Annotated in this window: 19 protein-coding genes and 1 pseudogene; 6 read left to right on the top strand and 14 right to left on the bottom strand. The window is 71.1% G+C overall.

Going from position 1 to position 26736, the window contains the following annotated elements:
• Nucleotides 1–255: 255 nt before the first annotated feature.
• Nucleotides 256–1191, top strand: coding sequence for an ABC transporter permease (locus OEIGOIKO_RS25860; protein WP_125056020.1), 936 nt, complete (start codon nucleotides 256–258; stop codon nucleotides 1189–1191).
• Nucleotides 1184–2008 carry an ABC transporter ATP-binding protein gene (locus tag OEIGOIKO_RS25855; protein ID WP_125056019.1) on the top strand — a complete coding sequence of 275 codons (825 nt, stop codon included), beginning with the start codon at nucleotides 1184–1186 and terminating at the stop codon, nucleotides 2006–2008. The genes OEIGOIKO_RS25860 and OEIGOIKO_RS25855 overlap by 8 nt, the downstream gene beginning before the upstream one ends.
• Nucleotides 2009–2115: 107 nt before the next feature.
• Here the strand turns inward: OEIGOIKO_RS25855 and OEIGOIKO_RS25850 are convergent, their stop codons facing one another.
• A complete protein-coding gene (locus tag OEIGOIKO_RS25850; protein WP_125056018.1) occupies nucleotides 2116–7092 on the bottom strand; it encodes an NAD-glutamate dehydrogenase in 4977 nt (1658 codons plus the stop codon).
• Nucleotides 7093–7635: 543 nt separating this feature from the next.
• Between OEIGOIKO_RS25850 and OEIGOIKO_RS25845 the strand changes: the two genes are divergently transcribed.
• Nucleotides 7636–8202 carry a DJ-1/PfpI family protein gene (locus OEIGOIKO_RS25845; RefSeq protein WP_125046652.1) on the top strand — a complete coding sequence of 189 codons (567 nt, stop codon included), beginning with the start codon at nucleotides 7636–7638 and terminating at the stop codon, nucleotides 8200–8202.
• Between the two features lie 80 nt (nucleotides 8203–8282).
• Here OEIGOIKO_RS25845 and OEIGOIKO_RS25840 read toward each other — a convergent pair whose 3' ends face one another.
• The gene (locus OEIGOIKO_RS25840) at nucleotides 8283–9005 is read right to left on the bottom strand and encodes an HAD family hydrolase (protein ID WP_125056017.1); all 723 of its coding nucleotides are present in this window, start codon (nucleotides 9003–9005) and stop codon (nucleotides 8283–8285) included.
• A gap of 69 nt (nucleotides 9006–9074) precedes the next feature.
• The gene (locus tag OEIGOIKO_RS25835; protein WP_125056016.1) at nucleotides 9075–9581 is read right to left on the bottom strand and encodes a DUF6912 family protein; all 507 of its coding nucleotides are present in this window, start codon (nucleotides 9579–9581) and stop codon (nucleotides 9075–9077) included.
• Nucleotides 9582–9890: 309 nt separating this feature from the next.
• On the opposite strand from OEIGOIKO_RS25835, the gene OEIGOIKO_RS42180 reads away from it, so the two are divergent.
• The gene (locus OEIGOIKO_RS42180; RefSeq protein ID WP_174857219.1) at nucleotides 9891–10424 is read left to right on the top strand and encodes an Rv3235 family protein; all 534 of its coding nucleotides are present in this window, start codon (nucleotides 9891–9893) and stop codon (nucleotides 10422–10424) included.
• 103 nt (nucleotides 10425–10527) lie between these two features.
• On the opposite strand, the gene secA is transcribed toward OEIGOIKO_RS42180, so the two are convergent.
• A complete protein-coding gene (gene secA, locus OEIGOIKO_RS25820) occupies nucleotides 10528–13362 on the bottom strand; it encodes a preprotein translocase subunit SecA (protein ID WP_125056014.1) in 2835 nt (944 codons plus the stop codon).
• A 554-nt stretch (nucleotides 13363–13916) separates the two neighbouring features.
• Between secA and OEIGOIKO_RS25815 the strand changes: the two genes are divergently transcribed.
• Together OEIGOIKO_RS25815 and OEIGOIKO_RS25810 are read left to right on the top strand one after the other, a co-directional pair.
• A complete protein-coding gene (locus OEIGOIKO_RS25815; protein WP_125056013.1) occupies nucleotides 13917–14498 on the top strand; it encodes a GNAT family N-acetyltransferase in 582 nt (193 codons plus the stop codon).
• Nucleotides 14499–14569: 71 nt separating this feature from the next.
• Nucleotides 14570–15775, top strand: coding sequence for a winged helix-turn-helix domain-containing protein (locus tag OEIGOIKO_RS25810; RefSeq protein WP_125056012.1), 1206 nt, complete (start codon nucleotides 14570–14572; stop codon nucleotides 15773–15775).
• Nucleotides 15776–15826: 51 nt separating this feature from the next.
• Here OEIGOIKO_RS25810 and OEIGOIKO_RS25805 read toward each other — a convergent pair whose 3' ends face one another.
• The 10 genes and pseudogenes from OEIGOIKO_RS25805 to mtnA form a co-directional block, all read right to left on the bottom strand.
• The gene (locus tag OEIGOIKO_RS25805; protein ID WP_125056011.1) at nucleotides 15827–16582 is read right to left on the bottom strand and encodes a response regulator; all 756 of its coding nucleotides are present in this window, start codon (nucleotides 16580–16582) and stop codon (nucleotides 15827–15829) included.
• Nucleotides 16583–16818: 236 nt separating this feature from the next.
• A complete protein-coding gene (gene hpf, locus OEIGOIKO_RS25800) occupies nucleotides 16819–17511 on the bottom strand; it encodes a ribosome hibernation-promoting factor, HPF/YfiA family (protein ID WP_125056010.1) in 693 nt (230 codons plus the stop codon).
• Between the two features lie 320 nt (nucleotides 17512–17831).
• Nucleotides 17832–18116 carry a ComF family protein gene (locus OEIGOIKO_RS25795; RefSeq protein WP_371859029.1) on the bottom strand — a complete coding sequence of 95 codons (285 nt, stop codon included), beginning with the start codon at nucleotides 18114–18116 and terminating at the stop codon, nucleotides 17832–17834.
• A gap of 650 nt (nucleotides 18117–18766) precedes the next feature.
• Nucleotides 18767–19105, bottom strand: a complete 339-nt coding sequence (locus OEIGOIKO_RS41780; RefSeq protein WP_170251856.1) for a hypothetical protein — start codon at nucleotides 19103–19105, stop codon at nucleotides 18767–18769.
• A 421-nt stretch (nucleotides 19106–19526) separates the two neighbouring features.
• Nucleotides 19527–19865: pseudogene (locus tag OEIGOIKO_RS43045) on the bottom strand (hypothetical protein); the annotation flags it as partial.
• A 97-nt stretch (nucleotides 19866–19962) separates the two neighbouring features.
• Complete coding sequence (locus OEIGOIKO_RS42175) at nucleotides 19963–20247, bottom strand: hypothetical protein (RefSeq protein ID WP_174857101.1); 285 nt, start codon at nucleotides 20245–20247, stop codon at nucleotides 19963–19965.
• 38 nt (nucleotides 20248–20285) lie between these two features.
• On the bottom strand, nucleotides 20286–22022 hold the full coding sequence (locus OEIGOIKO_RS25775; RefSeq protein ID WP_246177532.1) for an LpqB family beta-propeller domain-containing protein: 1737 nt from the start codon (nucleotides 22020–22022) through the stop codon (nucleotides 20286–20288).
• 178 nt (nucleotides 22023–22200) lie between these two features.
• Nucleotides 22201–24375: an MtrAB system histidine kinase MtrB gene (gene mtrB / locus OEIGOIKO_RS25770; RefSeq protein WP_125056008.1), complete on the bottom strand. Its 2175-nt coding sequence runs from the start codon at nucleotides 24373–24375 to the stop codon at nucleotides 22201–22203.
• A gap of 355 nt (nucleotides 24376–24730) precedes the next feature.
• On the bottom strand, nucleotides 24731–25408 hold the full coding sequence (mtrA, locus tag OEIGOIKO_RS25765; protein ID WP_030017937.1) for a two-component system response regulator MtrA: 678 nt from the start codon (nucleotides 25406–25408) through the stop codon (nucleotides 24731–24733).
• Nucleotides 25405–26577 (bottom strand): S-methyl-5-thioribose-1-phosphate isomerase, encoded by a 1173-nt coding sequence (mtnA, locus tag OEIGOIKO_RS25760; RefSeq protein ID WP_125056007.1) that lies wholly within the window; start codon nucleotides 26575–26577, stop codon nucleotides 25405–25407. The genes mtrA and mtnA overlap by 4 nt, the downstream gene beginning before the upstream one ends.
• Between the last annotated feature and the right edge of the window lie 159 nt (nucleotides 26578–26736).

The raw sequence follows: 26736 nt of genomic DNA, 5'->3' as shown, positions 1-26736 counted from the left end.
GGGACGGCTGCGTTCCGACGGAACGGCTACGGCACGACGGGACGGCCGCGTTCCGACGAGGCGATCACATGTCGACGATACGGTCACGCGTCGACGATACGGTCACGTATCGACGAAACGGTCACGTATCGACGATACGGTTGCGTCCCGACGCACGCCGGCCGTACGCTCGACATCGTCACGACGATACGGGAGCGTTCTAACGTCACCGGCGCTCCTCGTCCCTCCCTCTCCCACCCGGAGGCGACCGCCCGCATGTCCCAGACCCTCGCCCCACCGGCCCGCCCCGCCGAGGCGTCGCCCGCGGTCCCGGCCGCCGCCCCGCCCGACCCCGGCCTGCAAGCACTGGCGGAGCAGTACGGACTGACCGTCAGCGGCGCCCGCCCGCCGCTGCGGGAGTACACCCGCCGCCTGTGGGCGCGCCGCCACTTCATCGCGTCCTTCGCCACCGCCCGGCTGACCGCCACGTACACCACGGCCCGGCTGGGCCAGCTCTGGCAGGTGCTGACCCCGCTGCTCAACGCGGGCGTCTACTACTTGATCTTCGGCATGCTGCTGCGCACCAACCGCGGCATCCCGAACTTCATCCCGTTCCTGTGCACCGGGATCTTCGTCTTCACCTTCACCCAGTCCACGGTCCTGGCCGGCACCCGCGCCGTCTCCGGCAGCATCGGCCTGGTCCGCGCCCTGCACTTCCCGCGCGCCGCGCTGCCCGTCGCGCACACCCTCATCCAGCTCCAGCAGCTCATCTGTTCCATGGGTGTGCTGGCGGCCATCGTGCTGATCTGCGGCGTACCGGTGACGTGGCACTGGCTGCTGATGGTCCCCGCCCTGCTGCTCCAGTCGGTCTTCAACACCGGCCTGGCGCTGGCCATGGCCCGGATCGGCGCGAAGACCACGGACACCGCGCAGCTGATGCCGTTCGTGCTGCGCACCTGGATGTACGTGTCCGGCGTCTTCTACAACCTCTCCACGTTCACGAGCAGCGCGCCCCACCTGGTCTCGGTGGTCCTGAACTGCAATCCCGCCCTGATCTACATCGACCTGATGCGGTACGCCCTGATCGACACGGTGCGCGCCCAGGACCTGCCGCCGCACGTGTGGCCGCTGGCCCTCGGCTGGGCCCTGCTGGCCGGCGCCGCCGGATACGTCTTCTTCTGGAAGGCCGAGGAGGAGTACGGCCGTGGCTGACACCACCGTCGAACGCACCCCCGCACCCGTCGCACGCACCCCCGCACCCGCGCCCGCCGACGACCGCGTCCCCACCGTCATCTGCGACAACGTCCACATCGTCTACAAGGTGCACGGCGGCAGCGCGGGCAAGGGCGGCGCGACGGCCGCCCTGAACCGGATCGTCCGCCGCCGGCCGAGTGCCGCCGTCCGTGAGGTGCACGCAGTCAAAGGCGTCACCTTCGTCGCCCACAAGGGTGAGGCGATCGGCCTGATCGGCTCCAACGGCTCGGGGAAGTCCACGCTGCTGCGGGCCGTCGCCGGGCTCCTGCCGCCCGCCGCCGGCCGCGTCTGCACGCACGGCCAGCCGTCACTCCTGGGCGTGAACGCGGCCCTGATGAACGACCTGACCGGCGAGCGCAACGTCGTCCTCGGCGGGCTCGCCATGGGCATGTCCCGCGCGGAGGTCCGCGACCGCTACCCGGGCATCGTCGACTTCTCCGGCATCAACGAGAAGGGCGACTTCGTCTCGCTGCCGATGCGCACGTACTCCTCCGGCATGGCGGCCCGGCTGCGCTTCTCCATCGCCGCCGCGAAGAGCCACGACGTCCTGATGATCGACGAAGCGCTGGCCACCGGCGACCGCGCCTTCCAGAAGCGCTCCGAGGCCCGTATCCGCGAACTCCGCGCGGAAGCCGGCACCGTCTTCCTCGTCAGCCACAACAACAAGGCGATCCGCGACACCTGCGACCGCGTCCTGTGGCTGGAGAAGGGCGAACTGGTCATGGACGGCCCCACGGAGGAGGTCGTGACGGCGTACGAGCGGGGCGCCAGGTAGCGCGGCGGGCGGCGTGAGCGGCAAGGGCGCCCTGCCGGAGCGCCCAGAACGACGGCGGCGCGGCCCGGCAAGTGCCGGACCGCGCCGCTCGCACACCGTGGTGCGCGTCAGCTGTGCGTACGCAGCAGCGTCCGCATCGTCCGCATCGCGACCGAGAGGTTCGCCAGGTCGAAGCCCTCCGACCCGTGGATCTCCTCCAGCGTGGTCCGCGCGCGTCCGAGGATCGCGGCGTTCTTCTCCTCCCACGCCTTGAACCGCTCCTCCGGCGTCGCGGAGTCGCTGCCCACCGACAGCACGTCGTTGGTCAGCGCCGCGTGCGCGGCGAACAGGTCCTCACGGATGGAGGCGCGGGCCATCGACTGCCACCGGTCGTTGCGCGGCAGTTCCAGGATGCGGTCCAGGAGCTGGTTGATCCGCAGCCGGTCGCCCAGGTCGTAGTAGACCTCGGCGACGTCCAGCGGTGCCTTGCCGGTGCGGTCCGCGATGGCCACGATGTCCAGCGCGGGGAAGACGGAGGAGAATCCGGCCACCCGGGTGGCCAGCTCCGCCGGGACCCCGGCCTCGGCCAGCTCGTCCAGGATGCGCTGGTGCCATTCCAGGTCGCTGCCGCACAGCAGCTTGGGCAGTTCGGCCCAGACCTCGGCGACCCGGTCCGCGAAGAAGTCGATGGTCTCGGAGAGCTCCAGCGGCTGCGGGCGGTTGTTGAGGAGCCAGCGGGTGCCGCGCTCCACCAGGCGCCGGGAGTGCAGCCGGATACGGGTCTGCACGTCGGCGGCGACGGCGTTGTCCAGTGCCTCGACGGCGTCCCAGACCGTGCCGAGCCCGAAGATCGCGCGGGCCGCGGTGTGCGCCCGTACGACCTCTTCGAGGGCCGCGCCGGTCTCCTCGCGCATCCGGTGCAGGAAGCTCGTACCGCCGGAGTTGACGGTGTCGTTGACCATCACGGTCGTGACGATCTCGCGGCGCAGCGCGTGCGCGTCGATCTGCTCGGCGAACTTCTCCCGCAGCGCGCTGGGGAAGTACGCGTGCAGCAGGTGCTGGAGGTACGGGTCGTCGGGCAGCCCGGTCTGGATCAGCGCGTCGGCGACCGTGATCTTCGTGTAGGCGAGGAGCACGGCGGTCTCGGGCTGGGTCAGACCGCGGCCGGCGTTCAGCCGTTCCTTGATCTGCCGGTCGCTGGGCATGAACTCCAGCGACCGGTCCAGGTGTCCGTCGCGCTCCAGGCGGCGGATGAAGCGCTGCTGGGCGGAGAGCATGCTCGCGGACTGCGCCTGGGCCAGGGACAGCGCGATGTTCTGCGCGTAGTTGTTGCGCAGCACCAGCGCGCCGACCTCGTCGGTCATCGCGGCCAGCAGCTTGTTGCGCTGCTTGACCGTCATGTCGCCATCGGCGACGACCGCGTTCAGCAGGATCTTGATGTTCACCTCGTGGTCGGAGGTGTCCACACCGGCGCTGTTGTCGATCGCATCGGTATTGATCTTGCCGCCGTTCTGGGCGAACTCGATCCGGCCGAGCTGGGTCAGCCCCAGGTTGCCGCCCTCACCGACGACCTTGACCCGCAGGTCCTCGCCGTTGACGCGGATCGCGTCGTTGGACTTGTCGCCCACGTCCGCGTTCGACTCCGCCGCCGCCTTCACGTACGTACCGATGCCGCCGTTCCACAGCAGGTCCACCGGCGCGCCGAGGATCGCCCGCATCAGGTCGGCGGGGGTCATCTTCTTGACGCCCGCCTCCAGGCCGAGGGCGGCCCGCACCTGCGCGTTGATCGGAATCGATTTGGCGGTACGGGGGTGGATGCCGCCGCCCTGCGACAGCAGCTTGGTGTCGTAGTCCGCCCACGAGGAGCGCGGCAGCTCGAACAGCCGGCGGCGCTCGGCGTACGAGGTGGCCGCGTCCGGCGTCGGGTCGAGGAAGATGTGCCGGTGGTCGAAGGCGGCCACCAGCCGGATGTGCTCGCTGAGCAGCATGCCGTTGCCGAACACGTCACCGGACATGTCGCCGACGCCGACGACGGTGAAGTCCTCGCTCTGGGTGTCCACGCCCAGCTCGCGGAAGTGCCGCTTGACCGACTCCCAGGCGCCGCGGGCGGTGATGCCCATGCCCTTGTGGTCGTACCCGGCGCTGCCGCCGGACGCGAACGCGTCACCGAGCCAGAAGCCGTACGACTCGGCGACCTCGTTGGCGATGTCGGAGAACGTCGCGGTGCCCTTGTCGGCCGCGACGACGAGGTAGGTGTCGTCCTCGTCGTGCCGTACGACGTCCGCGGGGTGCACGACCTCACCGCCGACCAGATTGTCGGTGATGTCCAGCAGCCCCGAGATGAACGTCTTGTAGCAGGCGATGCCCTCCGCCAGCCACGCGTCGCGGTCCACCGACGGGTCCGGCAGCCGCTTGCCGACGAATCCGCCCTTGGCGCCGACCGGCACGATGACGGTGTTCTTCACCATCTGCGCCTTGACCAGGCCGAGTACCTCCGTACGGAAGTCCTCACGCCGGTCCGACCAGCGCAGACCACCGCGTGCCACCTTGCCGAAGCGCAGGTGGACACCCTCGACGCGCGGCGAGTACACCCAGATCTCGTACGCCGGGCGAGGTGCCGGCAGGTCCGGGATGGCCTGCGGGTCGAGCTTCATCGACAGGTAGGAGTGCGGCTGCCCGTCGCCGTTCTTCTGGTAGTGGTTGGTGCGCAGCGTCGCCTTGATGACGGTCAGGAACGACCGCAGGATGCGGTCCTCGTCCAGGCTCGCGACCTGGTCCAGAGCGCCGTCCAGCTCCTCCAGCAGCCCGTCGGTCAGCTCGGTGCCCGCTCGCTGCCGCTCCGGCGACATCCGCGCCTCGAAGAGGCTGACCAGCAGCCGGGTGGTGTGGACGTTGTTGGAGAGGGTGTCCTCCATGTACGTCTGGCTGAACGTCGAACCGGCCTGCCGCAGGTACTTGGCGTACGCCCGCAGCACCATCGCCTGGCGCCAGTTCAAGCCGGCCCGCAGCACCAGCTTGTTGAAGTTGTCGCTCTCCGCGCGGCCCGTCCACACCGCCGTGAAGGCGTCCTGGAACCGCTCGCGGGCGTCGTCGCCGTTCATCCGCTCGGGGATGCGCAGCCCGAAGTCGTAGATCCAGGCGGTGGCGCCGTCGGTGCAGCGCAGCTCGTGCGGCCGCTCGTCGACGACCTCGACGCCGAGACGGTTCAGCACCGGCAGGACCTTGGACAGGGAGACCGGCTCACCCGTGCGGTAGATCTTGAAACGGCGCTCGTCCGGGCCCGCGCCGACCGGCTCGTACAGGCTGACCTCGAAGTCCTTGCCGCCCTTCGCCGTCAGCTTCTCCAGGTGCTGGAGGTCGGCGACCGCGCTGCGCGGCGGGTTGTCGGCCTTGTAGCCCTCGGGGAAGGCGTGGCTGTAGCGGCGCAGCAGCTCGGCCGCGCGCTCCTCGCCGACCTCGGCGGTCAGCGCCTCGGCGAAACCGTCGGCCCAGGAGCGGGCGGCCTCGACCAGCCGCGCCTCGATGCGCTCGGCGTCGGCGTCGGTCAGGTCCGGCAGGGCGGCGCCGGGCTCGACCCGGACGACGAAGTGCAGCCGGGAGAGGATCGACTCGGTGTTCCAGGCGGTGAAGTCGACGCTGGTGCCGCCCAGTTCCTCCTTGAGGATGTCGATCAGGCGCAGCCGTACGCCGGTGGTGTAGCGGTCGCGCGGCAGGTAGACCAGCGCCGAGAAGTAGCGCCCGTACTCGTCCTGGCGCAGGTACAGCCGCAGCCGGCGGCGCTCCTGGAGGTACAGCACGCTGGTGACGATGGACTGGAGCTGGTCGACGCGCGTCTGGAACAGCTCGTCGCGCGGGTAGGTCTCCAGGATCTGGAGCAGGTCGCGGCCGTCGTGGCTGTTGGCGGTGAAGCCCGCGGCGTCCAGCACCTCGGCGACCTTGCGGCGGATGACCGGCACCCGGCGTACGGACTCGGTGTACGCGGCCGAGGAGAACAGGCCGAGGAAGCGGCGCTCGCCGACGACGTTGCCCTGGGCGTCGAACTTCTTGACGCCCACGTAGTCGAGGTAGGAGGGGCGGTGCACGGTGGAGCGGCTGTTGGCCTTGGTCAGGATCAGCAGCCGGTGCTCGCGGGCCTTGGCGCGGGCGTCCTTGGGGAGCCGGTTGAACGACGGGGAGACGGGGTGGCCGTCGTCGCCCTCGCTGTGCGCCGGGTCGGAGCGCAGGATGCCGAGGCCGGTGCCCGCCACGGCGGTCAGCACGTCCTCCTCGGCGCCCGACTCGCCGGGGACCGAGGTCAGCTCGTACTCGCGGAAGCCGAGGAAGGTGAAGTGGTCGGCGGCCAGCCAGCGCAGCAGCTCGCGGGCCTCCTCGACCTCCTGGTCCCGCAGGTCGTCGGCGGTCGGCTCGGTGGGCAGCTCGTCGGCGATGCGCAGCGCGGCGTCGCGCATCTTCTCCCAGTCCTCGACGGCCTCCCGCACGTCGGACAGCACCCGCAGCAGATCGGCGGTGATCTGCTTGAGGTCGGCGCGGTCCGTCTCCCGGTCGATCTCGACGTGGATCCACGACTCGATCAGCGCGTCGTGCGGCAGGTCCCGGCCCTTGCCGTGGCCCGCCTTGTCCTTGCCGGTCCGGCCGTGCGCGTCGCACGTGTTGTCGAGGACCTCGATCAGCTTGCCGGTCACGTCACGGCGGACGATCACCTGCGGGTGGATCACCACATGGATGCCGCGGCCCTGACGCGACAGCTCGTTGGTGACCGAGTCGACCAGGAAGGGCATGTCGTCGGTGACGACCTCGACCACGGAGTGGCTGCAGGTCCAGCCGTTCTCCTCGACCGTCGGGGTGTGCACCCGGACGTTCGCGGTGCCCTGCGGCCGGTTCTCGGCCAGCCGGTAGTGGGAGAGCGCGGCGCCGAAGACGTCCACCGGGTCGCGGCCGGTCAGGTCCTCCGGCGCGGTGTGCAGGTAGTAGCGCTGGAGGTATCCCAGGAGGGTGTCCGGGTCGAGACCCTGCACCGGTGCCTGTCCCCCGGCCGGGCTGCTTTCAGCGACCCGGGCCGCCCGCGCGAGCAGCTCGGTCTTGGCTTCGTCCAGCTTGGTCTGCATGTCCTCTGGCTCCTGTCGCGCGCCGTTGCGTGACGTTGTGGATGAACTCCGTGGAAGCTGCACGACGCCGGTCCGGCCGGTGAGGGTTCCACCGCCGCAACGCGGGGAAGTGTCCGGTCGGGGACGACGCCGTGCCGCGATGAGCGATGGCCGGACCGCTCGGCACCGACCCGGTCGGGGTCGGTTTCCGGTCCTGATCGCAACGGTCAGCGGCCGCCCGGTCACTGTGCTGTCCCGGGCGCACGACGAGGGCCTCGATGCCCTCGCGGGTTATCGCGCTGATCACGATGCAAGGCTATCGCTCCCGGCCGGGGTGCCGTCATGGTCCAGCTGTGTACAAAACCACTAGCCGAAATTTGACGATCCGGACAGCGACGGGTAGGTGCGCCGCATCCCTGGAATCCCACGGTATCCCGCGGGGGCTTGGCAAGGACGGCGATCCGGAGGACGTTGAGCGGGACACCGAGGAACGGACCACGGGCGCACGGATGTGACGAACGGCACGTCCGCGCGTGGTGCGCGACCCGAGCGGAGGTGGACGGCATGGCCGCCAAGATCCTGATCGTGACCGGCGACGCTGCGGAGTCCCTGGAGGTCCTCTACCCCTACCAGCGGCTGCGCGAGGAGGGCTACGACGTGCATGTCGCCGCCCCCGCCCGTAAGACACTGCGGCTGGTCGTGCACGACTTCGAACCGGGGTTCGACACCTACACCGAGAAACCCGGCTACACCTGGCCCGCCGACCTGGCCTTCTCCGAGGTCGACCCGGGGCAGTACGCGGCGCTCGTGGTGCCCGGCGGGCGGGCGCCCGAATATCTGCGCAACGATCCCGAGCTGCGCAAACTCGTGAAGTCCTTCTTCGACGCGGACAAGCCCGTCGCCCAGATCTGCCACGGTCCGCTGCTGACCGCCGCGATCGGGGGCCTCAACGGGCGCCGGGTCACCGCCTACCCCGCCCTCGAAATGGACATGCAGGCCGCCGGGGCCGCCTTCCGGGACGCCGAGGTCGTCGTGGACGGCACTCTGGTCTCCTCCCGCGCCTGGCCGGACCACTCCGGGTGGATGCGCGAGTTCATCGCGGTGCTGCGGGCCAAGGCACCGGTGACCTGAGGTCGCGGGGGCGGTGCCGTGCGGGGCGTGAGCTTCCGGGGGGCCGTGTCCGGGGCGGCACCGGGGCGCCTGCCTCCGCTTTACGCGGCTATCTCCTCCGCCAGCTCCACGGCCTCCGCCAGGGTGTCCACCACCGGCACTCCGGCGGCCGCCAGGCTGGCCCGGCTGTGTGACCCGCCGGTGTAGAGCACGGCGTGGGCGCCCGCGTGCCGTGCGGCCACCGCGTCGTCCACCGCGTCACCGATCACGACCGTACGGCCCGGGTCTATGCGCCCCGCCGCGCCGCCGCGTCCCGCCGTGCTGTTCCCGTTCCCGTTCCCGGCAGGCCCGGTGGTCAGGGCCGCGAGGTGGCGCACCATGTGTTCGCTCTTGCTCCCGCCGGAAGGCCCCGTACGGCCGTCCACGCGCAGGAAACGCGCCTCGATGCCGAAGCCCCGCACCAGCGGCGTCAGCTCGTCATGGCCGTACATGCTCAGGATCGACTGGCTGCGGCCCGCCAGCTGCCAGCTCTCCAGCAGCAGCTCGGCGCCCTCGGTGAGGCCGCACGCGGGCCGGTGGGCGGCGTAGTGCCGATGGAACGCCTCGTCCATGACCAGCCACTCCGCGTCGGTCGGCAGCCGCCCCAGCAGCCGCTCGTAGAACCGGGGGATCGGGACGCAGTACAGCTCCCGGTAACGGTCGAGGGTGATCGGGGGCAGTCCGAGCTCGGCGAAGGCGGCGTTGGTCGCGCCCATCACCGCTTCGGTGTCGTGAAAGAGCGTGCCGTTCCAGTCCCAGACGATGTGCGTCGCGTGCGTCCCCATGCCAAGACGGTACCCATGACCACTGACAGCCCAGTCCTGGACCAGCGGCACCACGGGGCGCGCGGGCGGTCAGGCGATCAGGTTCGGGATCTCCTGCACGCCGAACCACATCAGCTCGTGGTCCTCCGCGCCGTCCACCGTGAACCGCGCGTCCTCGTCGCCGAGGTCCGCGGCGCCCAGCGCACCGGCGGCGGCCGTGACGTCCTGGACCGCGTCGTCGGAGTCCACGTGCACCGCCGCGGCCTTCGCCATCGGCACCGGCCCGGCGATCCGGACCTCGCCCAGCGCCGCCTGGTCCAGGCCCCGGCCGGGGTCGGCGACGGCCGCGCGGTCCGGTACGTCCACGGCCACCACGACCCGGCGCCGCGGGGCGTCCGGGTCGGCCGCGAGCCGGCGCAGTGAGCCCTGCGCGGCCCGGTTGAGCGCCGCGTACTCCAGTTCCTCGACGTCGTCGGAGACGTACCACTCGCGCAGCGCGGGCGTGACGGCGTAGGCGTCCAGCGGGCCGGGGCCCAGCTCCCCGGCCTCGTGCGCCGCCGCGAGTCCGGGCAGGGTCAGGGGGACATACACGCGCATGGCTGCCGCTTCCGCTCACATCGCCGGTTCCGAAAAATCTGTCCGGCCAGCATACGGGCGCGGGGTACGGCGTGAGATACGGGCCGGAGTCCCCCTTCGTGCTCCCGCTCCTCCGCCCCGGCACCGCCCCCGGCGGGCCGTGAGCCGTCTCGCGCCCGCACATCCGCCCGCTCTCACCCTGATGGGTGAATTCTCGGCCGTCCGCCCGGCCCGGCCGGCGGCCCTTGCCGCCGCCGATTCCCCGCCGGTAGAAGAACCCCACCGAAGCTACTGCCCGGTATCCACCGGACCGGCCGAACGGGGGCCCTCATGCTCACCACCCACACCGACGCCCTCCCACCCGCCCGCACCCGCTCCACCAGGGTTCCGCCCGCCGCGGGGCCGGGCCGCCCCCGCACCGGGCCGCCCGGACGGCCACCCGGCCGCCGTGACTCCCGGCGCCCGGCCGGTCCCCGCACGTCCCCCACCCGGGCCGTACGGCGCCGTCCTGCCCGCCCCGATCCGCACGACTGGTTCGCCGAGCAGCTGCTCCTGACCCTGAGCGGCCGCCGCCCCGTACACGCCCTCCTGGGGCACGCCCTGCCCGCCGCGTACGACCGCCTCGTCGAACTGGCCCCCCAAGCGCCCCTGCGTCCCACAGGCACCGGGGCGGGCCGCTACGCACCGGCCCCGTCGGTGGCCCACTGCGGTCTGTGCCTGCCGCGCCCGGACGTCATCGAAGCGTTCGCCCGCATCGCCTCCGGCGAGCGGCTGCGCGCCCTCGCCTTCCGCCTGGAACTGGGCGGCGACGCCCGGTGGCGCTGCGCCGCCGTCGACATCGGCCCGAGCACCCGTGTGTGGTGAGCGCCCGGCCCCGGCGCCCCCGTACGCAAAGAACCGGGGCGCCGCAGCTTCCCGCTGCGGCGCCCCGGCCTCACCCGTACCGGGTCTCAGACCCCGGCGGGTGTCACTTCTTGCGGCGGCGTCCGCCGCTCTTCTGGGCCTTGCGGCGCTCCGCGCGCGTCAGGCCGTCCGACTCCGAACGGGCCGGGGCCGTGTCCTCGCTGGTGAAGTCACCCTCGACGACACCTCCCTCGCCGTCCACGGTCGGCGCGGAGAAGTGCAGCCGGTCCGGGCGCTGCGGCGCCTCCAGGCCCTTCGCGTGGATCTCCGGCCGTCCGGCACCGGCCCCGGCGGGCACGGCGTCCTGGGCGTCCTTGTCCAGCGAGGTCTTCTCCTCGGCGTCGGCCACCGGGACCTCCTCGACCTGCTGCTCGACCTGGACCTCCAGGTTGAACAGGTAGCCGACGGACTCCTCCTTGATGCCCTCCATCATCGCGGTGAACATGTCGAAGCCCTCGCGCTGGTACTCGACCAGCGGGTCCTTCTGGGCCATCGCGCGGAGGCCGATGCCCTCCTGGAGGTAGTCCATCTCGTAGAGGTGCTCGCGCCACTTGCGGTCCAGGACGGACAGCACCACGCGGCGCTCCAGCTCGCGCATGATGTCCGAGCCGAGCTGCTCCTCACGGGCCGCGTACTGCTGGTGGATGTCCTCCTTGACGGCCTCCGCGATGAAGTCGGAGGTGATGCCGGCGCGGTCACCGGCCTCCTCCTCCAGCTCCTCGACCGTCACCTTGACCGGGTAGAGCTGCTTGAACGCGCCCCACAGGCGGTCCAGGTCCCACTCCTCGGCGAAGCCCTCGACCGTCTCCGCCTGGATGTAGGCGTCGATGGTGTCGTCCATGAAGTGCTTGACCTGCTCCTGGAGGTCCTCGCCCTCCAGGACGCGGCGGCGCTCGCCGTAGATGACCTCGCGCTGGCGGTTGAGGACCTCGTCGTACTTCAGGACGTTCTTACGGGTCTCGAAGTTCTGCTGCTCGACCTGCGACTGCGCGGACGCGATGGCGCGCGTCACCATCTTGTTCTCGATCGGCACGTCGTCGGGGACGTTGGCCATCGCCATGACCCGCTCGACCATCTGGGCCTTGAACAGGCGCATCAGGTCGTCGCCGAGGGAGAGGTAGAAGCGGGACTCGCCCGGGTCGCCCTGCCGGCCGGAGCGGCCGCGCAGCTGGTTGTCGATCCGCCGCGACTCGTGCCGCTCGGTGCCCAGGACGTACAGCCCGCCGAGGCTCTTGACCTCTTCGAACTCCGCCTCGACCGCGGCCTCGGCCTTCTCCAGGGCGGCGGGCAGCGCGGCCGCCCACTCCTCGACGTGCTCGACCGGGTCCAGGCCCTGGCTGCGCAGCTCGGCCTCGGCGAGGTCGTCCGGGTTGCCGCCCAGCTTGATGTCCGTACCGCGGCCGGCCATGTTCGTGGCGACCGTGACGGAGCCCTTGCGGCCGGCCTGGGCGACGATGGACGCCTCCCGGTCGTGCTGCTTGGCGTTGAGGACCTCGTGGCGCACGCCGCGCTTGTTGAGCTGCTGGGAGAGGTACTCGGACTTCTCCACGGAGGTCGTGCCGACCAGGATCGGCTGGCCCTTCTCGTGCTTGTCGACGATGTCCTCGACGACCGCGGCGAACTTGGCGACCTCGGTGCGGTAGATCAGGTCGGCCTGGTCCTTGCGGACCATCGGGCGGTTCGTCGGGATCGGGACGACGCCCAGCTTGTAGATCTGGTGGAACTCGGCGGCCTCGGTCATGGCCGTACCGGTCATGCCGGAGAGCTTGTTGTAGAGGCGGAAGAAGTTCTGCAGGGTGATGGTGGCGAGCGTCTGGTTCTCGTCCTTGATCTCCACCCCTTCCTTCGCCTCGATGGCCTGGTGCATGCCCTCGTTGTAGCGGCGGCCGGCGAGGATACGGCCGGTGTGCTCGTCGACGATCATGACCTCGCCGTCGATGACGACGTAGTCCTTGTCGAGCTTGAACAGCTCCTTGGCCTTGATCGCGTTGTTCAGGTACCCGACCAGCGGCGTGTTGACCGACTCGTACAGGTTGTCGATGCCGAGCCAGTCCTCGACCTTGCTGACGCCCGACTCGTGGATGCCGACCGTGCGCTTCTTCTCGTCGATGTCGTAGTCGCCGGTCTCCTCGATGCCACGCTGCGGATTGGCGGGCTCGCCCTTCTTCAGGCGCTTGACCAACTTCGCGAAGTCGCCGTACCACTTGGTGGCCGAGTCCGCCGGGCCCGAGATGATCAGCGGCGTACGGGCCTCGTCGACCAGGATGGAGTCGACCTCGTCGACGATGGCGAAGTTGTGGCCGCGCTGGACCAGCTCGTCCTTCGACCAGGCCATGTTGTCGCGCAGGTAGTCGAAACCGAACTCGTTGTTCGTTCCGTACGTGATGTCCCGGTTGTACTGTTCGCGCCGTTCGGCGGGCGTCATGTTGGCCAGAATGCAACCGACCGTGAGCCCGAGGAACTTGTGGACCCGGCCCATCATCTCGGAGTCGCGCTCGGCCAGGTAGTCGTTGACCGTGATCAGGTGGACGCCCTCGCCGGACAGCGCGTTCAGATACGCGGGGAGGGTGCCGACCAAGGTCTTGCCCTCACCGGTCTTCATCTCGGCGACGTACCCCATGTGGAGGGCCGCGCCGCCCATCAGCTGGACGTCGTAGGGGCGCTGGCCGAGCACCCGCTTGGCGGCCTCACGGACCGTCGCGAACGCCTCGGGCAGCAGGTCGTCCAGGGTTTCGCCGTCCGCGAACCGCTGCTTGTACTCGTCGGTGAGCGCCCGCAGCTCGGCGTCGGAGAGGGCCGCGAAGTCCTCCTCGATGGAGTTGACCTGGCCCGCGATGCGGTGCAGTTTGCGCAGGATCTTTCCTTCGCCTGCACGCATGAGCTTGTTGAAGACGGACACTTGGGCTGGTCTCCTTGCCGGTCGGGCCTGGCGCTGGGGGTACCCCCCGCCGCAGGCAGGGGGAGGGTGCGCGGGCGCGGCATTTTTCCAAGGGGCAGGCCCCGCCGCAACGGCCATCGTAAAGGAGGACCCCATCCGGCCGGGAGGTCCACCGCCGCGAAGCACACCGCTCCCCGGTGCACACCCTTCCCTACGAGAACGCGTGAGGCCACGAGAAAGTGCCGGGAGGGACCCGGGAAGCGGGCGGGGGGCCGGGGGCGGGCGGGGCCGGAGAGCAGGTGCGGGTGGGGCGGAGGTGAGCCGTGGGGCGCCGGAGCCGGGGCGCGGGGCGGGGGCGGGGCGGGAAGCGGGCGAGCCGGGCCGGGGGTGCGGCCGGGAGGCGGTCGAGCCGGACCGGAGGACGGGACAGGAAGCGATCGAGCCGGGCCGGCGGGCGGTCCGGAGGACGGGACAGGAAGCGATCGAGCCGGGCCGGCGGGCGGTCCGGAGGACGAGCCGGGCGCGTTCCCGGAAAACCGCTCGCCCCGCCCGTCCCGTCTCCGCACACTCCCTCCATGGAACCCGTCACGCTGACCACCGAGCGTCTCCTCCTGCGCCCCTTCGCCCCCGCCGATGCCCAGGCGGTGCACACCGCCTGCCAGGACCCGGCCATACCCCGCTGGACCTCCGTACCGGCCGCGTTCGAGATGGCACAGGCGCACGACTACATAGCCCGCAGCCAGGAGGAGTGGCACACCGACACCCAGTACCGCTTCGCCGTGACCACCAAGGCGGACGGCACGCTGACCGGGGCCGTGAGCCTGTTCGGCGTGACGCCGCGGTCCGCCGAGCGGCAGGCCGAGATCGGCTACTGGACGACGAAGGAACAGCGCGGCAACGGCTGGACCGCCGAGGCCGTACGCGAGGTCGCGCGCTGGGCCCTGACGGAACTCGGCGTCGAGCGCCTGGAATGGCTCGCCGAAGTCGGCAACAGCGCGTCGCGCGGCGTGGCGCTGAAGGCCGGATTCCGGATGGAGGGCACCCTGCGCGCCAAGATCTCGTACCGGGGCGTCCGGCGGGACGCCTGGATCGGCTCGCTGCTCCCCGGCGACCTGGGGCTGCCCTCCGGGACGCCCCATCTCCCGTTTTCGGGCTGACGAGTTCGGGCGGTACGGCCCGCCGGACGCGGTCAGCGGCTTTGTCAGTGGTCACTCCTACGCTGTGCCCCATGACAGCTGCGAAGCCCGCGAGGCCCGTGAAGCCGAAGCCCGTGACCACCCTGTCCGCCGACGACGCCCGGCGCATGGCGCTGCGGGCCCAGGGTTTCCTCGGCGCGCCGGACCGCCGCGCAGGCGTGCGGGGCGTCCTGCGGCGCCTGGGCGCGGTGCAGCTCGACACCATCTCGGTGCTGGCCCGCTCCCACGAGCTGATCCCGTACGCCCGGCTCGGCGCCGTCGGCCGCCCCGCCGTCGAGTCCGCCTACTGGTCGGGCGGGCACAGCTTCGAGTACTGGTCGCACGCCGCCTGCATCCTGCCCGTCGAGGAGTGGCCGCACTTCGCCTTCCGGCGCCGCGCGATGCGCGCGAAGGGGCACCGCTGGCACCGGATGGAGGACCGCGAGGGCTCCTGCGCCGCCGTCCTGGACCGGCTGAAGGCCGACGGCCCGCTGACCACCTCCGACCTGGGCGGCGGCCGCAAGGGCGGCGAGTGGTGGGACTGGTCCGAGACGAAGATCGCGGTGGAGTGGCTGCTGGACACCGGCGAGGTGGTGTGCACGGAGCGCCGCGCCTGGAAGCGGGTGTACGACCTCGCCGAGCGCGCCGTCCCCGACCACCTGCTGCACGACGACCTGTCCGACGCGGAGTGCCTGCGGCGCCTGGTCGCCCAGGCCGGCGCCGCACTGGGCGTGGCCACCCGCGCGGACCTCGCCGACTACCACCGCCTCAAGAACGAGCAGGTGGACGCCGTCATCGAGGCATCGGGACTGGTCCCGGTCGAGGTGGCGGGCTGGGGCAAGCCCGCCTGGGCGGACCCCGCCGCCCTGGCCGAAACACCGCGCGGCCGGCACCGTACGACCCTGCTCTCCCCCTTCGACTCGCTGATCTGGGACCGCCCGCGCACAACCCGGATCTTCGACTTCACCCACCGCCTGGAGGCCTACGTCCCGCGTCCCCAGCGGATACACGGCTATTTCGCGATGCCGCTGCTGGCCGGCGGCCGGCTCGCCGGGCGGGTGGACCCGGCCCGCGAAGGCAGCACACTCGTCGCCCGCCAGGTGTCCCTGCGCGACGCCAAGGCCGTACGGCCGATGGCCCAGGCACTGACCGAGGCCGCGCAGTGGGTCGGCTGCGACTCCGTACGCATCGAACGCTGCGACGACGCCGCGCTGCGGGCGGCGCTGGTCGCGGAGGTGGGGGTGGAAGCGGGGGCGTAGGGGCGTAAGCGGGGGCGCAGGGGGTGGAGCGGACCGTGGCGCGCCCCTCCCTCAGCGGATCTCCAGGATCTTCTCCCGCATCGCGTACACGACCGCCTCCATCCGGGAGTGCAGCTGCAGCTTCTCCAGGATGTTCCGGACGTGGTTCTTGACGGTGTTCTCGGAGATGAACAGTTCCTTGGCGATGTCCCGGTTGTTCATACCGGTCGCGACCAGCTTGAGGACCTCCAGCTCACGGTCGGTGAGCCGGGGCGCCGGCACCAGGCGGCGCTCGTCGGTGCGCTGGATCATCGACTTGAACTCGGTCAGCAGCTTGGACGCCATGGACGGGCTGATCTGGGACTGGCCGTCCGCCACCGCGCGGATCGCCGTCGCCACCTCGTCCGTGGAGATCTCCTTGAGGAGGTAGCCGGTGGCCCCGGCCTTGATCGCGTCGTAGAGGTCGGCCTCCTCGTCGCTGATCGTCAGCATGATGATCTTCGCACTGGGGGCCACCTCCTTGATGGAGGTGCACGCCTCGATGCCGCCGCGCCGGGGCATCCGTACGTCCATCAGCACGATGTCGGGCAGCAGGTCGGCGGCCTTGTCCACCGCCTCGGCGCCGTCCCCGGCCTCACCGACGACCTCGATGTCCTCCTCGTGGGCGAGCACGATCTCCAAGCCCCGGCGGAAGAGCGCGTGGTCGTCGACGACCAGGACCCTGATCGGCTCCGCGCGCGACACGCCCGCGTCCGGGCCGGAACCGTCACCGACGCCGACCCCGTCGTCGTCCGCTCCGCCGCGCACGGGCCCGAAGCTGTCCCCCATCGTTCCTCCCCGTCAACTACTCGGCCGGTGAAGGCCGGAGTTTGGACATAAGGCTGGTTGACTACAGCCCGTTGCGGCCGGCCCGAACAGCGCCATACAACCGTCTCCCCCGCATGTCGCCATCACGTGTTCACAAGCTCCCTGGCCGGCACAGACACTATACGGCCTCAACTCCTGCCCCCCGCAGGCGCAATGGTGCCCCCGGGCGTACGCCGGGGGCACCACTTCAGCGGCCGTCAGCCGCCGAGCGCCCCACCGGCGCCACCGGGCTCCTCTCCCCCGAACGAGTCGGGGTTCAGGTGGATGACGCCGTAGTCGTAGGCGTGCCGCCGGTAGACGACACTCGGCTGCTTGGTCTCGGCGTCGACGAAGAGGTAGAAGTCGTGTCCGACCAACTCCATCTCGTAGAGCGCCTGGTTGAGGGTCATCGGCGCCGCCGAGTGGGTCTTCTCGCGGACGACCAGCGGGCCTTCACCCTGGACCTCCAGCGAACCCATCTTCGTCGTCGGCACCTGCTCCTGCGGCTCGCCGTCCACGGTCAGGTGGCCGGTCTCGTCGAGCTTCGCCGCGTCCGGGACGCTGACCGCGACGTCGCTCGCCGGGATGCGCCCGTTGCCGCGCCGCGAGTGGCGCTTGTCGTGCTGCTTGCGCAGCCGCGCTTCCAGCTTGGCCGTGGCCAGGTCCAGCGCGGCGTAGGGGTCGGCGGCGGCCGCCTCGGCCCGTACCACCGGGCCTCGGGAGCGGAGGGTGATCTCCACTCGGTCGGAACGGTCGGCCTGCCGGGGGTTGGGCTCCTTGGACACCTCGACGTCCAGGCTGATCACCTTGCCGTCGAGCTTCTGGACCTTGTCCAGCTTCAGCTTCTCGGCCACGTGCTTGCGGAACCGCTCGGGCACCTCGGTCTTGCGGCCCTTGACGACGATGTCCACGCAGAACTCCGTTCCCGGATCACCCCGCTGCTACGCGCGGAGCGATTCCTTCTTGCACCAGGCTCCGGTGAGTGCCGAAGCCTCGGACTTGGCGACTTTCACCTCCTCCTCCCCCGTCGGCAGGGTCCCCACTCCCGTTCATTTCAGGGTCCCTGCAAAGACCCGTAAACGCACCTATCCCGGCATCCGCGGCAAAGCGTCAGCCAAGTCCTCACAACCGAACATAGCTCTCCCGGACGGGTGACGGCACCCCCTGGCTGGCACTAGCTCCGTTTGGGTGCTTTTTCGCCCTCGTTACCTGCAACGATGAATTTTGGCGGTCAGTTCCAGTTGATTTCGAAAGCACTCCGCGGCGCCGCCACCACACCTGCCCCCACCACCTTCCCCCCGGCCGCCCGCACGGCCCGCGCCGCCTCCGCCAGCGAAGCCCCGGTGGTCAACAGATCGTCCACCAGTACCACCGGGGCCGCTGCCAGCAGCCGCACGGCTCCGGGGACGACTGTCAGGGCTCCGGAGACGTTGGCCACGCGCTGGCGGGCACTGAGGCCCGCCTGATCAGCAACCGTACGCCGCTGCCGCAGCGCGCAGAGGACCCGGACGGGCATCCCTTCCCGCCGAAGGTCCCGAGCCGCCGCCAGCGCGATCCGGCGCACCGGATCATGCCCCCGCCCAGCCACCGCCCGCCGGGCCGAGGGGACGGGGATGAGGAGGAGGGGGGTGGCGGGGTGGGTAGGGCGAGTGGGGTGTGGGTGGCGATCGCTTCGGGTGGGGTGGATGGTGGCTGTGGGGGAGGTGTGAGCTGAAGGGCCGGTGACGGTCAGGGCACCGAGGGCGACCGTCGGAGCGGCAGGCCTGAGCTGACCTGGCGGGCCGGGGACGGCCCGAGACAGCGCTGAGCCGCCGCCGTCCTCCAGTGGCCGGAGGTAGTCACGTAGGCAGCGGCACGGCTCTTCAGCCGTCCCTGGCACCCCAGGACTGTCTGAACCAGCGAGATCGAAGGCCCCGCCGCCGGCACGCGGGCACGCCGCACCGGACCGTACGGCCCCGGAGCAGCCCACCCCGCCGCCAAGGCCCGCCCTGGTACGGCACAGATCACCCGCAGCCGGTCGCGAAAGATCTTGCTCGTTGCCCCTCCCCGCCGGGTGGCCCGGCCGGCCCAGCTGCTCATGGGGCTGACGCGGACAGCCCGGCACCGGCTCCGACCCGGCAGCGCCCGCTACGCCACCAGACACAAGCCGAAACCTCACCTGCTCCCCTACCCAGCCAGACCCCGAATCACCACAGGCCCCATGCACACCCCCAACCCCAGCCCCAGCTCCAGCCCCAGCTCCAGCTCCAGCTCCAGCTCCAGCTCCAGCTCCAGTCTTCGGTGACTTCGCAGCACAAAGCTCCCCACCGCACGAACGCACACGCCCAACCACCCCAGCCCCCACCACCTCGCCAGGATCAGACGCACCACCGAGCTGACGTGCACCACCGACCTGCACCCCCGGCTCTCCACCAGGCCGCGTCCCTGGCTCTCCACCAGGCTGCGCCTCACTGCCGGACCGAAGGTCACCGCCGGGCCGAGGGCCGCCACTGGGCTGATGCTCACCACGGGGCCGATGATCACCAGCGGCGCCAGGCCCACAACCAGCCCACAGGCCCGTCCTCCAACCGGACTGAGGCTCACCACCAGGGGTGACCGCTCCACTGACCTCGGGCTCACCACCGGTCGTAACAGCGCCCCTAGCCCCAAGCTCTCCACCGGACGTAGCGGCACCACTGACTCCAGGCTCTCCACCAGACATAGCAGCGCCACTGACTCCAGGCTCCCCACCAGACATAGCAGCGCCACTAACCCCAGGCTCGCCACCAGACGTAACAGCGCTACTGGCCCCAGGCTCGCCAATGACCCAAATCCGACCACCTGCCCCAGCACCCACACCAGCCCCAGACCACCCACGGGACCGAAACTCACCACCACCCCCAGAGTCACCACCAGCCCCAGACTCCCCACCGTAAGAACTCAACGGCCCACCCCGCACCCACAGCCCCCGCACAGCCCTCGCAAGCGCCTGCCCCAACGGACCGGCCAGCCTCAACGCACCCCGCTCCTTGTGCGCGAGCAGCACCGCCCGCACCTCATCGGCGTACGGCGCAGCAGCACAGGTGGGCGGAAGTCCTGGCGGGACAGGGCGCGGCCGCACCCTCCGGGGGCCCCGGGGGCCTCCCCCGCCCCCACCCCCACTCCCCCTCGCCCCCCGGATCAGCGCCTTGTGGCAGTCCTCGCACAGCTCCGTACGAGGAAGGCCGCATCCGGCGCAGTCCACCGGTAGTACCAGACCGGTGATTTCCCGCCATACGCCCCGCATGGATCTACTGTCCCGCGGGGTGGGATGGGGCACCACCCCCTGTGGATAACCCGGGTGACGGGGTGAATCCACAGGGCTGTGCCGATCTCAGCCCCGGTCAGAGCCTGCCGAACACGGCACGGTCACACCGACAGCCACAACGGCCCTGCCTCACATCCGCATCCGCATCCGCATCCGCATCCGCATCCACTGCCACTGCCACTGCCACTGCCACTGCCACTGCCAGATCTACACCTGCCTTCCCCCACCCACACCCCATCACCCAAAACCCCAACCCCAACCCCAACCCCAACCCCAACCCCAACAGCAACAGCAACAGCAACAGCAACAGCAACAGCAACAGCAACAGCAACAGCAAGAACACGAACACCCCAAGCGTCACCCGCCCCGCCCCACCTCACCCAACCCCTAAACCCCGCCCTACCCCGGATAAACCGGCGCCTTCCCCTCCTTCGCCACGGTCTTCCAGTTCGCGTCCTGCGGCAGCCGCACGATCCCCTCGGCCCCGTCCGCGACCAGCGGCCTCGTCTCGTCCTCCGAAGCCGTCACCGCCTTGACCCCGTTGACGCCGGGCAGCGTCTGCGCGCTCGACGCCGAGCCGTCTGTCTCCATGTACTGCATCTGCTGCACCCCGCCGGACTGCCGGCCGACCACCACGAGCCGGCTGCCGCCCGCCCACGAGGCCGCCACCACATCCTCCAACTGGGGCGCGATCGGCCGCAGCTCCTCCACCGACAGCACCGGGTGCTGCGCCGTGCCGCCGCGTTCGACCCGGCCGAGCTGCAGCGTCGTACGTCCCTTGTCCTCGACCAGCACCGCGATCCGGATGCCGTCGGACGCCACCTTGATCGACTTGATCCGCCGGTCGCCGAGGCCGGGCACCGTGACCACGTCGGGCGTGCCCTTGCCCTCACGCAGGCGCAGCAGCCGTGAGCCCTTGTCGCTGCGGTCGGCTATCCACAAGTCGCCCAGCCCGTCCCAACTGGGTGCCGAGAATCCGTTCTTGGCCGTGCTGTGCAGCAGCTCCGGGCCGCGTTCGGTGCCGTACTCCAGCGGAGCCACGTACAGCGACCGGCCGTCGGCCGAGACGCCCGCCGCGGTGTCCTCGCCGCGTGAGATCGCGATCGAGCTCAGCGGGGTCTTGCCGGACCCGAACGGTCCCGGCACCGGCCGCGGCTCCGTGGTCGTGTCCGGCATGCTGACGACCTTCTGGTCAGCGTCGATGAAGTACTCCTGGACGGGCCGCCCGACGTGCTTGCGTGGCGCGAACTCGCTGTTGGCGCGGTCCTGCGACAGGACGCACAGCCGGTTGCCGGTCTCGTCCTGCAGCTCCACCTCGCTGATCTTCGAAGCCCGGGTGATGTCCTGGACGGTGAAGAACAGCTGGGCCGCCATCCGCCGGCACTGCCCCGGCCCGGCGGCGGCTGCCCGCTTGCTCAGCTTCACCCGCAGCGCGTTGGAGTCGTCGAGGGACAGGCCGCTGCTCCTGAGCACGGTGCCCGTCGGGAACGCGGAGGCGGTGACCTGGTTCAGCCAGTTCGTGGGCCCCTCCAGCAGCGCGGTCACACTCGCGGTGACCGGGTCTATCCGCTGCCGCAGGTAGACGGGGTCGGCGACCAGCACGTTGTGGCCCGCCCTGGCCGACTGCGCCTCCGACTTGTAGTCGGCGAAGTAGTACTTGTTGACGGAACGGTAGATCCGCTGGAAGTCGGACTGTCCGAGCACCAGACCGTTGGGCAGCCGGTCGATGCGCCACTGCCCGTCATCCTTGGTCAGGTGGATGGTCTGCTGATACGCCCGCTCCTCCGGCGTGTAGGCGTGGTTGCTGTCGACGGTGGCCACCTGGCTGCCGGACAGCGTGATCGTGTAGCCGTTCGGGTCCTCACGGTTGGCCTGCCCCACGGGTTCGGCCTTCGGCCGCTGCTGGAGCACCTTCGTCGCGGAGAACGGCTGCCACGTCTTCTTCGTCGAACTGGCCAGGTACTGCACGGCCGTGCTGAAGTCCACCTCGTCGCTCGTCGTCGCGTCGAGGAAGCCACTGACGATCTCCGTGGGCTGCGCCCCGTCCTGCGGAGGTACGCCGTAGACCCGTACCTGCGCGTCGGCCTCCGCCCGCGGCGACTGGTCGACCGCCTGCATGTCCCCGCTGTCCGGCATCGTCGCGCACCCGGCGAGCAACAACGCGCTGCATCCGAGGACAGCGCCCGCACGGACAACCCTGCCGGGCACCTTCGGACGCACCCGCGCTCCACCACCGGCGCGCACCTCGGCGCCCCCGGCACCACTCCGGGCGCCAACACCAGCCCTCATCTCGGCTCGCGACCTCGCGCCCGGTTCAGTGCCCACGAACCTCGTCCTCCTGCTCAGCGCCCTCTCTGCCCCCGCTCTTCCGGTCCGGGCCGCCCCCGTTCCCGTTGCCCGACGGACCGAACACGCCCGATGCACCCGACGCACCCGACGCACCATCGTGCCCGCGCTCCGCCCCACCACGTACGCCGTTCCGGTGCACACCGTCCACCGTCGCCCCGGCGCCGTCCTCACGGGCGCCCGCATGGCCATCCGTACGGACATCCGTCTCCGCCCCCGCAGCTTCCCCCGGCTCCGACGACCGCTGCGCAGGCGTACGCGCCGAGGTACGGGCCGAAGTACGGTCGGACGTGGGGGCCGCGTCCCGGGCCGAAGTACGCGCCGCGTCGTACGGCTCAAGAGGCCACGGTTCCGCCAGCCGCTGCTGCGCCGGAATGGCGGCCGCCTTCCGCACCGCCGCCGCACCGCGCGGCAGCCCCGCACCTGCCGTCTCCCGGTTGCGCCGGGAGTCCTCGGGTTCGAGCGGTATCGGCGAACCGCGCAGCGCCTCCCCCGCCGTACGCGGCAGCGTCAGCCGGAACTGCGATCCGCCGCCCGGCTCGCCCCACGCCTGCAGCCAGCCACCGTGCAGCCGCGCGTCCTCGACGGCGATCGACAGGCCCAGGCCCGTACCGCCGGTCGTACGGGCCCGCGCCGGGTCCGCGCGCCAGAAACGGTTGAACACCCGGGCCGCCTCGCCCGGCTTGAGGCCCACACCGTAGTCGCGCACCGCGACGGCGACCGCGCCGCCGTTCCTGCCGCCGGCCGCGGCCAGCCGCACCACGACGTCCCGGCCCTCGCCGTGCTCCACCGCGTTGACGACGAGGTTGCGCAGCACCCGCTCCACCCGGCGGGCGTCCGCCTCCGCGATCACCGGCTGCTCGGCGCCGCGCACCAGGATCCGGCTCCCCTTGCGCTCCGCCAGCGGCTCGGCGCCCTCGATGACCCGGTGCACCACGTCCCGCAGGTCGATCGGCTCGGCCTCCAGGGCGGCCGCGCCCGCGTCGAAGCGGCTGATCTCCAACAGTTCGGCGAGCAGCGACTCGAAGCGGTCGAGCTGTCCGCGCAGCAGTTCGGCGGAGCGCGCCGTCACCGGGTCGAAGTCCTCGCGCGCGTCGTGGATGACGTCGGCGGCCATCCGGACGGTGGTCAGCGGGGTGCGCAGCTCGTGCGACACGTCGGAGACGAACCGCCGCTGCATCCGGGACAGCTCCTCCAGCTGCTGAATCTTCACCTGGAGGTTCTGCGCCATCTTGTTGAAGGACTCGCCGAGGCGGGCGATGTCGTCCTCGCCGGTGACCTTCATCCGTTCCTGGAGGAGCCCGGCGGCCAGCCGTTCGGAGATGCCCGCCGCCATCCGGACGGGCGTGACGACCTGCCGCACCACGAGCCAGGCGATCGCGCCCAGCAGGACGACCACGAACACCCCGGCCGTGGCCAGGGTCCCCTTCACCAGGCTCAGCGACTTCTCCTCCTGGCTGAACGGGAAGAGGTAGTAGAGCTGGTACGGGTTGCTGTTGACGTCGTTGAGCCGCTTGCCGATGATGATCGCCGGCTCGCCCTCCTCCGACCCGACGCGCTTGATCTGCGTGGACTGGCGGAAGGTACCGGTCTTGGTGTCCAGCATCTGGCGCATCTCGGCGGGCACGCTGCGCTCGGGGTCGACGTCACCGGAAGCGCGCGGGCCGCGGGTGTCCGGGCTGCTGTCCCCGAACGGCTCCTCGACGGCCGAGCCGGAGCTGAGCGCCACCACGGAGAAGACGCCCTGACCGCCACTGGCGAGCTGCTCGACCAGGCTGGTCAGCCAGGTCGCGGAGTCCTGCGCACCACGGCTGCCGGAGCGTACGGGGTCGTCGCCGCGGCTGTCGGTGGTGCCGTCGGCCAGCTTCTGCGCCACGGCGAACCCGCCGGCCGCCTGGCTCTGCGCCGCCTGCCGCTTGGCCTCCAGCAACCCGTTGCGCACCTGCCCGATGACCACGACGCCGAGCAGCAGCACCACGCCCAGCGACATCAGCAGGGTCGTGGCGACCACGCGGAGCTGGATGTTCCGGCGCCACAGGCGCAGCGCGGGCAGCAACGGGCGGCGTATCCAGCGGCCGAAGAGACGCAGCATCGGGTGGACCGGGCCGGCCGTGGCCCCGTCGGGCAGCAAGCGCGCGGGCATGCCCCGGAGCCGCTCTCCCGGCCGCTCGGCCCGCCCCGGACGAGCAGCGGACCGCGCCGTCTCGTCTCCGGATCGCTCACCGGCCCGAACACCGCGGCCAGAGCTGCGGTCATCACGACCGTCAGCGTTACGGCCGTAAGTGTCACGACCGTCAGCGTTACGGCCGTCAGCAGCACGGTCGTGAACGTCACGACCGTCGGCGCGTACGGCGTCCCCGTCCGACGACCGCCTGTTCAGCCGACCGGAGAACCGGCCGGGCAGCCATCCGAGCAAACGCCCCGAAAGGGGCATATCACCCACCGGGCGGACGGTCCGCCCCCGCTCGTCCTCCGGGGCCGAACCGTCCCGCGACATGTCAGGAAGGTCCGGCCTTATAGCCGACACCGCGCACGGTCACCACGATCTCCGGGCGCTCCGGGTCCTTCTCGACCTTGGACCGCAGGCGCTGCACGTGCACGTTGACCAGCCGGGTGTCGGCGGCGTGCCGGTAACCCCAGACCTGCTCCAGCAGCACCTCGCGTGTGAACACCTGCCACGGCTTGCGGGCCAGCGCCACCAGCAGGTCGAACTCCAGCGGAGTCAGCGCTATCGACTGGCCGCTGCGCTTGACGGAGTGCCCGGCCACGTCGATGACCAGGTCACCGATGGCCAGCTGCTCGGGCGCCGGCTCCTCCGAGCGGCGCAGCCGTGCCCGGATGCGGGCCACCAGCTCCTTGGGCTTGAACGGCTTGACGATGTAGTCGTCCGCCCCCGACTCCAGGCCGACCACCACGTCGACCGTGTCACTCTTCGCGGTCAGCATGACGATCGGCACACCGGACTCGGCACGGATGAGCCGGCACACCTCTATGCCGTCCCTCCCGGGCAGCATGAGGTCGAGCAGCACGAGGTCCGGCTTGGTCTCCCGGAAGGCGGCGAGCGCCTTGTCCCCGTCCGAGACGAACGACGGTTCAAAGCCTTCGCCGCGCAGCACGATGCCGAGCATCTCTGCCAGTGCGGTGTCGTCGTCGACGACCAGGACGCGTCCCTTCATTCGGCCATCATCCCATTACCTGATCGTGACTTACCCAATCGTGACGTGGAACACAGCTCCGCCAGGCCGCCCGGAGTGACGGGTGAGACCACTCCGTTCTCGGTGACGATGGCCGTCACCAGCTCGGCCGGCGTCACGTCGAAGGCGGGGTTGTAGGCCAGCGCGCCCAGCGGAGCCACCGGCACCCCGGTGCCGGCCTCCGCCCCGGCGCCGGGCACGAACGACACCGCGATCTCCGTCACCTCGTGCCCGGGCCGCTGCTCCACCTCGATGAGCGCTCCCTCCGTCGTGTCCAGGTCCACCGTGCTGGTCGGCGCCACCACCACGAACGGCACGTGGTGGTACCGGGCCAGTACGGCCAGCGGATAGCTGCCCACCTTGTTGGCCACCGAGCCGTCCGCCGTTATCCGGTCGGCGCCGATCAGTACGGCGTCCACCTCGCCCGCCGCGAAGAGCGACCCGGCCGCCCCGTCCGCGAGCACCGTGTACGGCATGCCCGTCCGCGCCGCCTCGTATGCGGTCAGCCGTGCGCCCTGCAGCAGCGGCCGCGTCTCGTCGACCCACAGCCGCCGCAGCTCACCGGCCCGGTGCGCGGACAGCGCCACGGCCAGGGCGGTGCCCTCGCCTCCGGAGACCAGCGCGCCGGTGTTGCAGTGGGTGAGTATGCGGTGCCCGCCGCCCGGCACCAGTTCGCCCAGCAGCGCCAGCCCGTGCGCGGCCATCCGGGAGCTGGCTTCGGCGTCCTCCGCGTGGACGGCCCGGGCCTCGGCCAGCGCCGCGGCGGCGGCCCGCTCACGGTCCGCCCCGCTCTCGACCGCGTCGCGGTAGGCGCCGGCCGCCCTCCGGACGCCGTATTCGAGGTTGACCGCCGTCGGACGCGCGTGCGCCAGGGTGTCAGCGGCGTCGGCCACGTCGAATCCCCGCGAGGCGGCCAGGGCGACTCCGTACGCCCCGGCGATGCCCAGCAGCGGAGCGCCGCGCACAGCCAGCGTTCGAATCGCCTGCACCAGAGCCGGTACGTCCGTGCACACCAGCTCGACTTCTTCGGACGGCAGCCGGGTCTGATCGAGGAGAACCAGTACGGGCCCCTCGGGAAGCTCCTCCCAACGCAGTGACGGAACCACGGGAGCGTCGGCGCCCGCCTCGGACTTCTCGTAGCGATCGGCCATTCGCCCAGTCTGCCGTCGACACCGGTCGGAGCAGAAGGGCTCCCCCGTGCAAGGGCGCTCCCCCGGACAAGGGCCCGGGGACGCCGGGCCCGTCGCCATGACACGATGACAGGCACTGCGGACGCCGCACACCGGCCGTTCGAACGGGCGGGAAGCATG

Origin of the sequence: Streptomyces paromomycinus, from assembly GCF_003865155.1 — a bacterium.
Classification (GTDB): Bacteria; Actinomycetota; Actinomycetes; order Streptomycetales; family Streptomycetaceae; genus Streptomyces; species Streptomyces chrestomyceticus.
The sequence above is the reverse complement of the archived record's forward strand: the minus strand, read 5'-3'. Positions and strand labels throughout refer to the sequence as shown.

Bases quoted from the DNA above. Each gene is read 5' to 3' on its own strand.
- OEIGOIKO_RS25860 (WP_125056020.1), top strand. From the start codon at position 256: ATGTCCCAGACCCTCGCCCCACCGGCCCGCCCCGCCGAGGCGTCGCCC.
- OEIGOIKO_RS25850 (WP_125056018.1), bottom strand. From the start codon at position 7,092: ATGCAGACCAAGCTGGACGAAGCCAAGACCGAGCTGCTCGCGCGGGCG.
- OEIGOIKO_RS25845 (WP_125046652.1), top strand. From the start codon at position 7,636: ATGGCCGCCAAGATCCTGATCGTGACCGGCGACGCTGCGGAGTCCCTG.
- OEIGOIKO_RS25840 (WP_125056017.1), bottom strand. From the start codon at position 9,005: ATGGGGACGCACGCGACGCACATCGTCTGGGACTGGAACGGCACGCTC.
- OEIGOIKO_RS25835 (WP_125056016.1), bottom strand. From the start codon at position 9,581: ATGCGCGTGTATGTCCCCCTGACCCTGCCCGGACTCGCGGCGGCGCAC.
- OEIGOIKO_RS42180 (WP_174857219.1), top strand. From the start codon at position 9,891: ATGCTCACCACCCACACCGACGCCCTCCCACCCGCCCGCACCCGCTCC.
- OEIGOIKO_RS25815 (WP_125056013.1), top strand. From the start codon at position 13,917: ATGGAACCCGTCACGCTGACCACCGAGCGTCTCCTCCTGCGCCCCTTC.
- OEIGOIKO_RS25810 (WP_125056012.1), top strand. From the start codon at position 14,570: ATGACAGCTGCGAAGCCCGCGAGGCCCGTGAAGCCGAAGCCCGTGACC.
- OEIGOIKO_RS25805 (WP_125056011.1), bottom strand. From the start codon at position 16,582: ATGGGGGACAGCTTCGGGCCCGTGCGCGGCGGAGCGGACGACGACGGG.
- OEIGOIKO_RS25795 (WP_371859029.1), bottom strand. From the start codon at position 18,116: ATGCCCGTCCGGGTCCTCTGCGCGCTGCGGCAGCGGCGTACGGTTGCT.
- OEIGOIKO_RS25775 (WP_246177532.1), bottom strand. From the start codon at position 22,022: ATGCCGGACAGCGGGGACATGCAGGCGGTCGACCAGTCGCCGCGGGCG.
- mtrB (WP_125056008.1), bottom strand. From the start codon at position 24,375: ATGCCCGCGCGCTTGCTGCCCGACGGGGCCACGGCCGGCCCGGTCCAC.
- mtrA (WP_030017937.1), bottom strand. From the start codon at position 25,408: ATGAAGGGACGCGTCCTGGTCGTCGACGACGACACCGCACTGGCAGAG.
- mtnA (WP_125056007.1), bottom strand. From the start codon at position 26,577: ATGGCCGATCGCTACGAGAAGTCCGAGGCGGGCGCCGACGCTCCCGTG.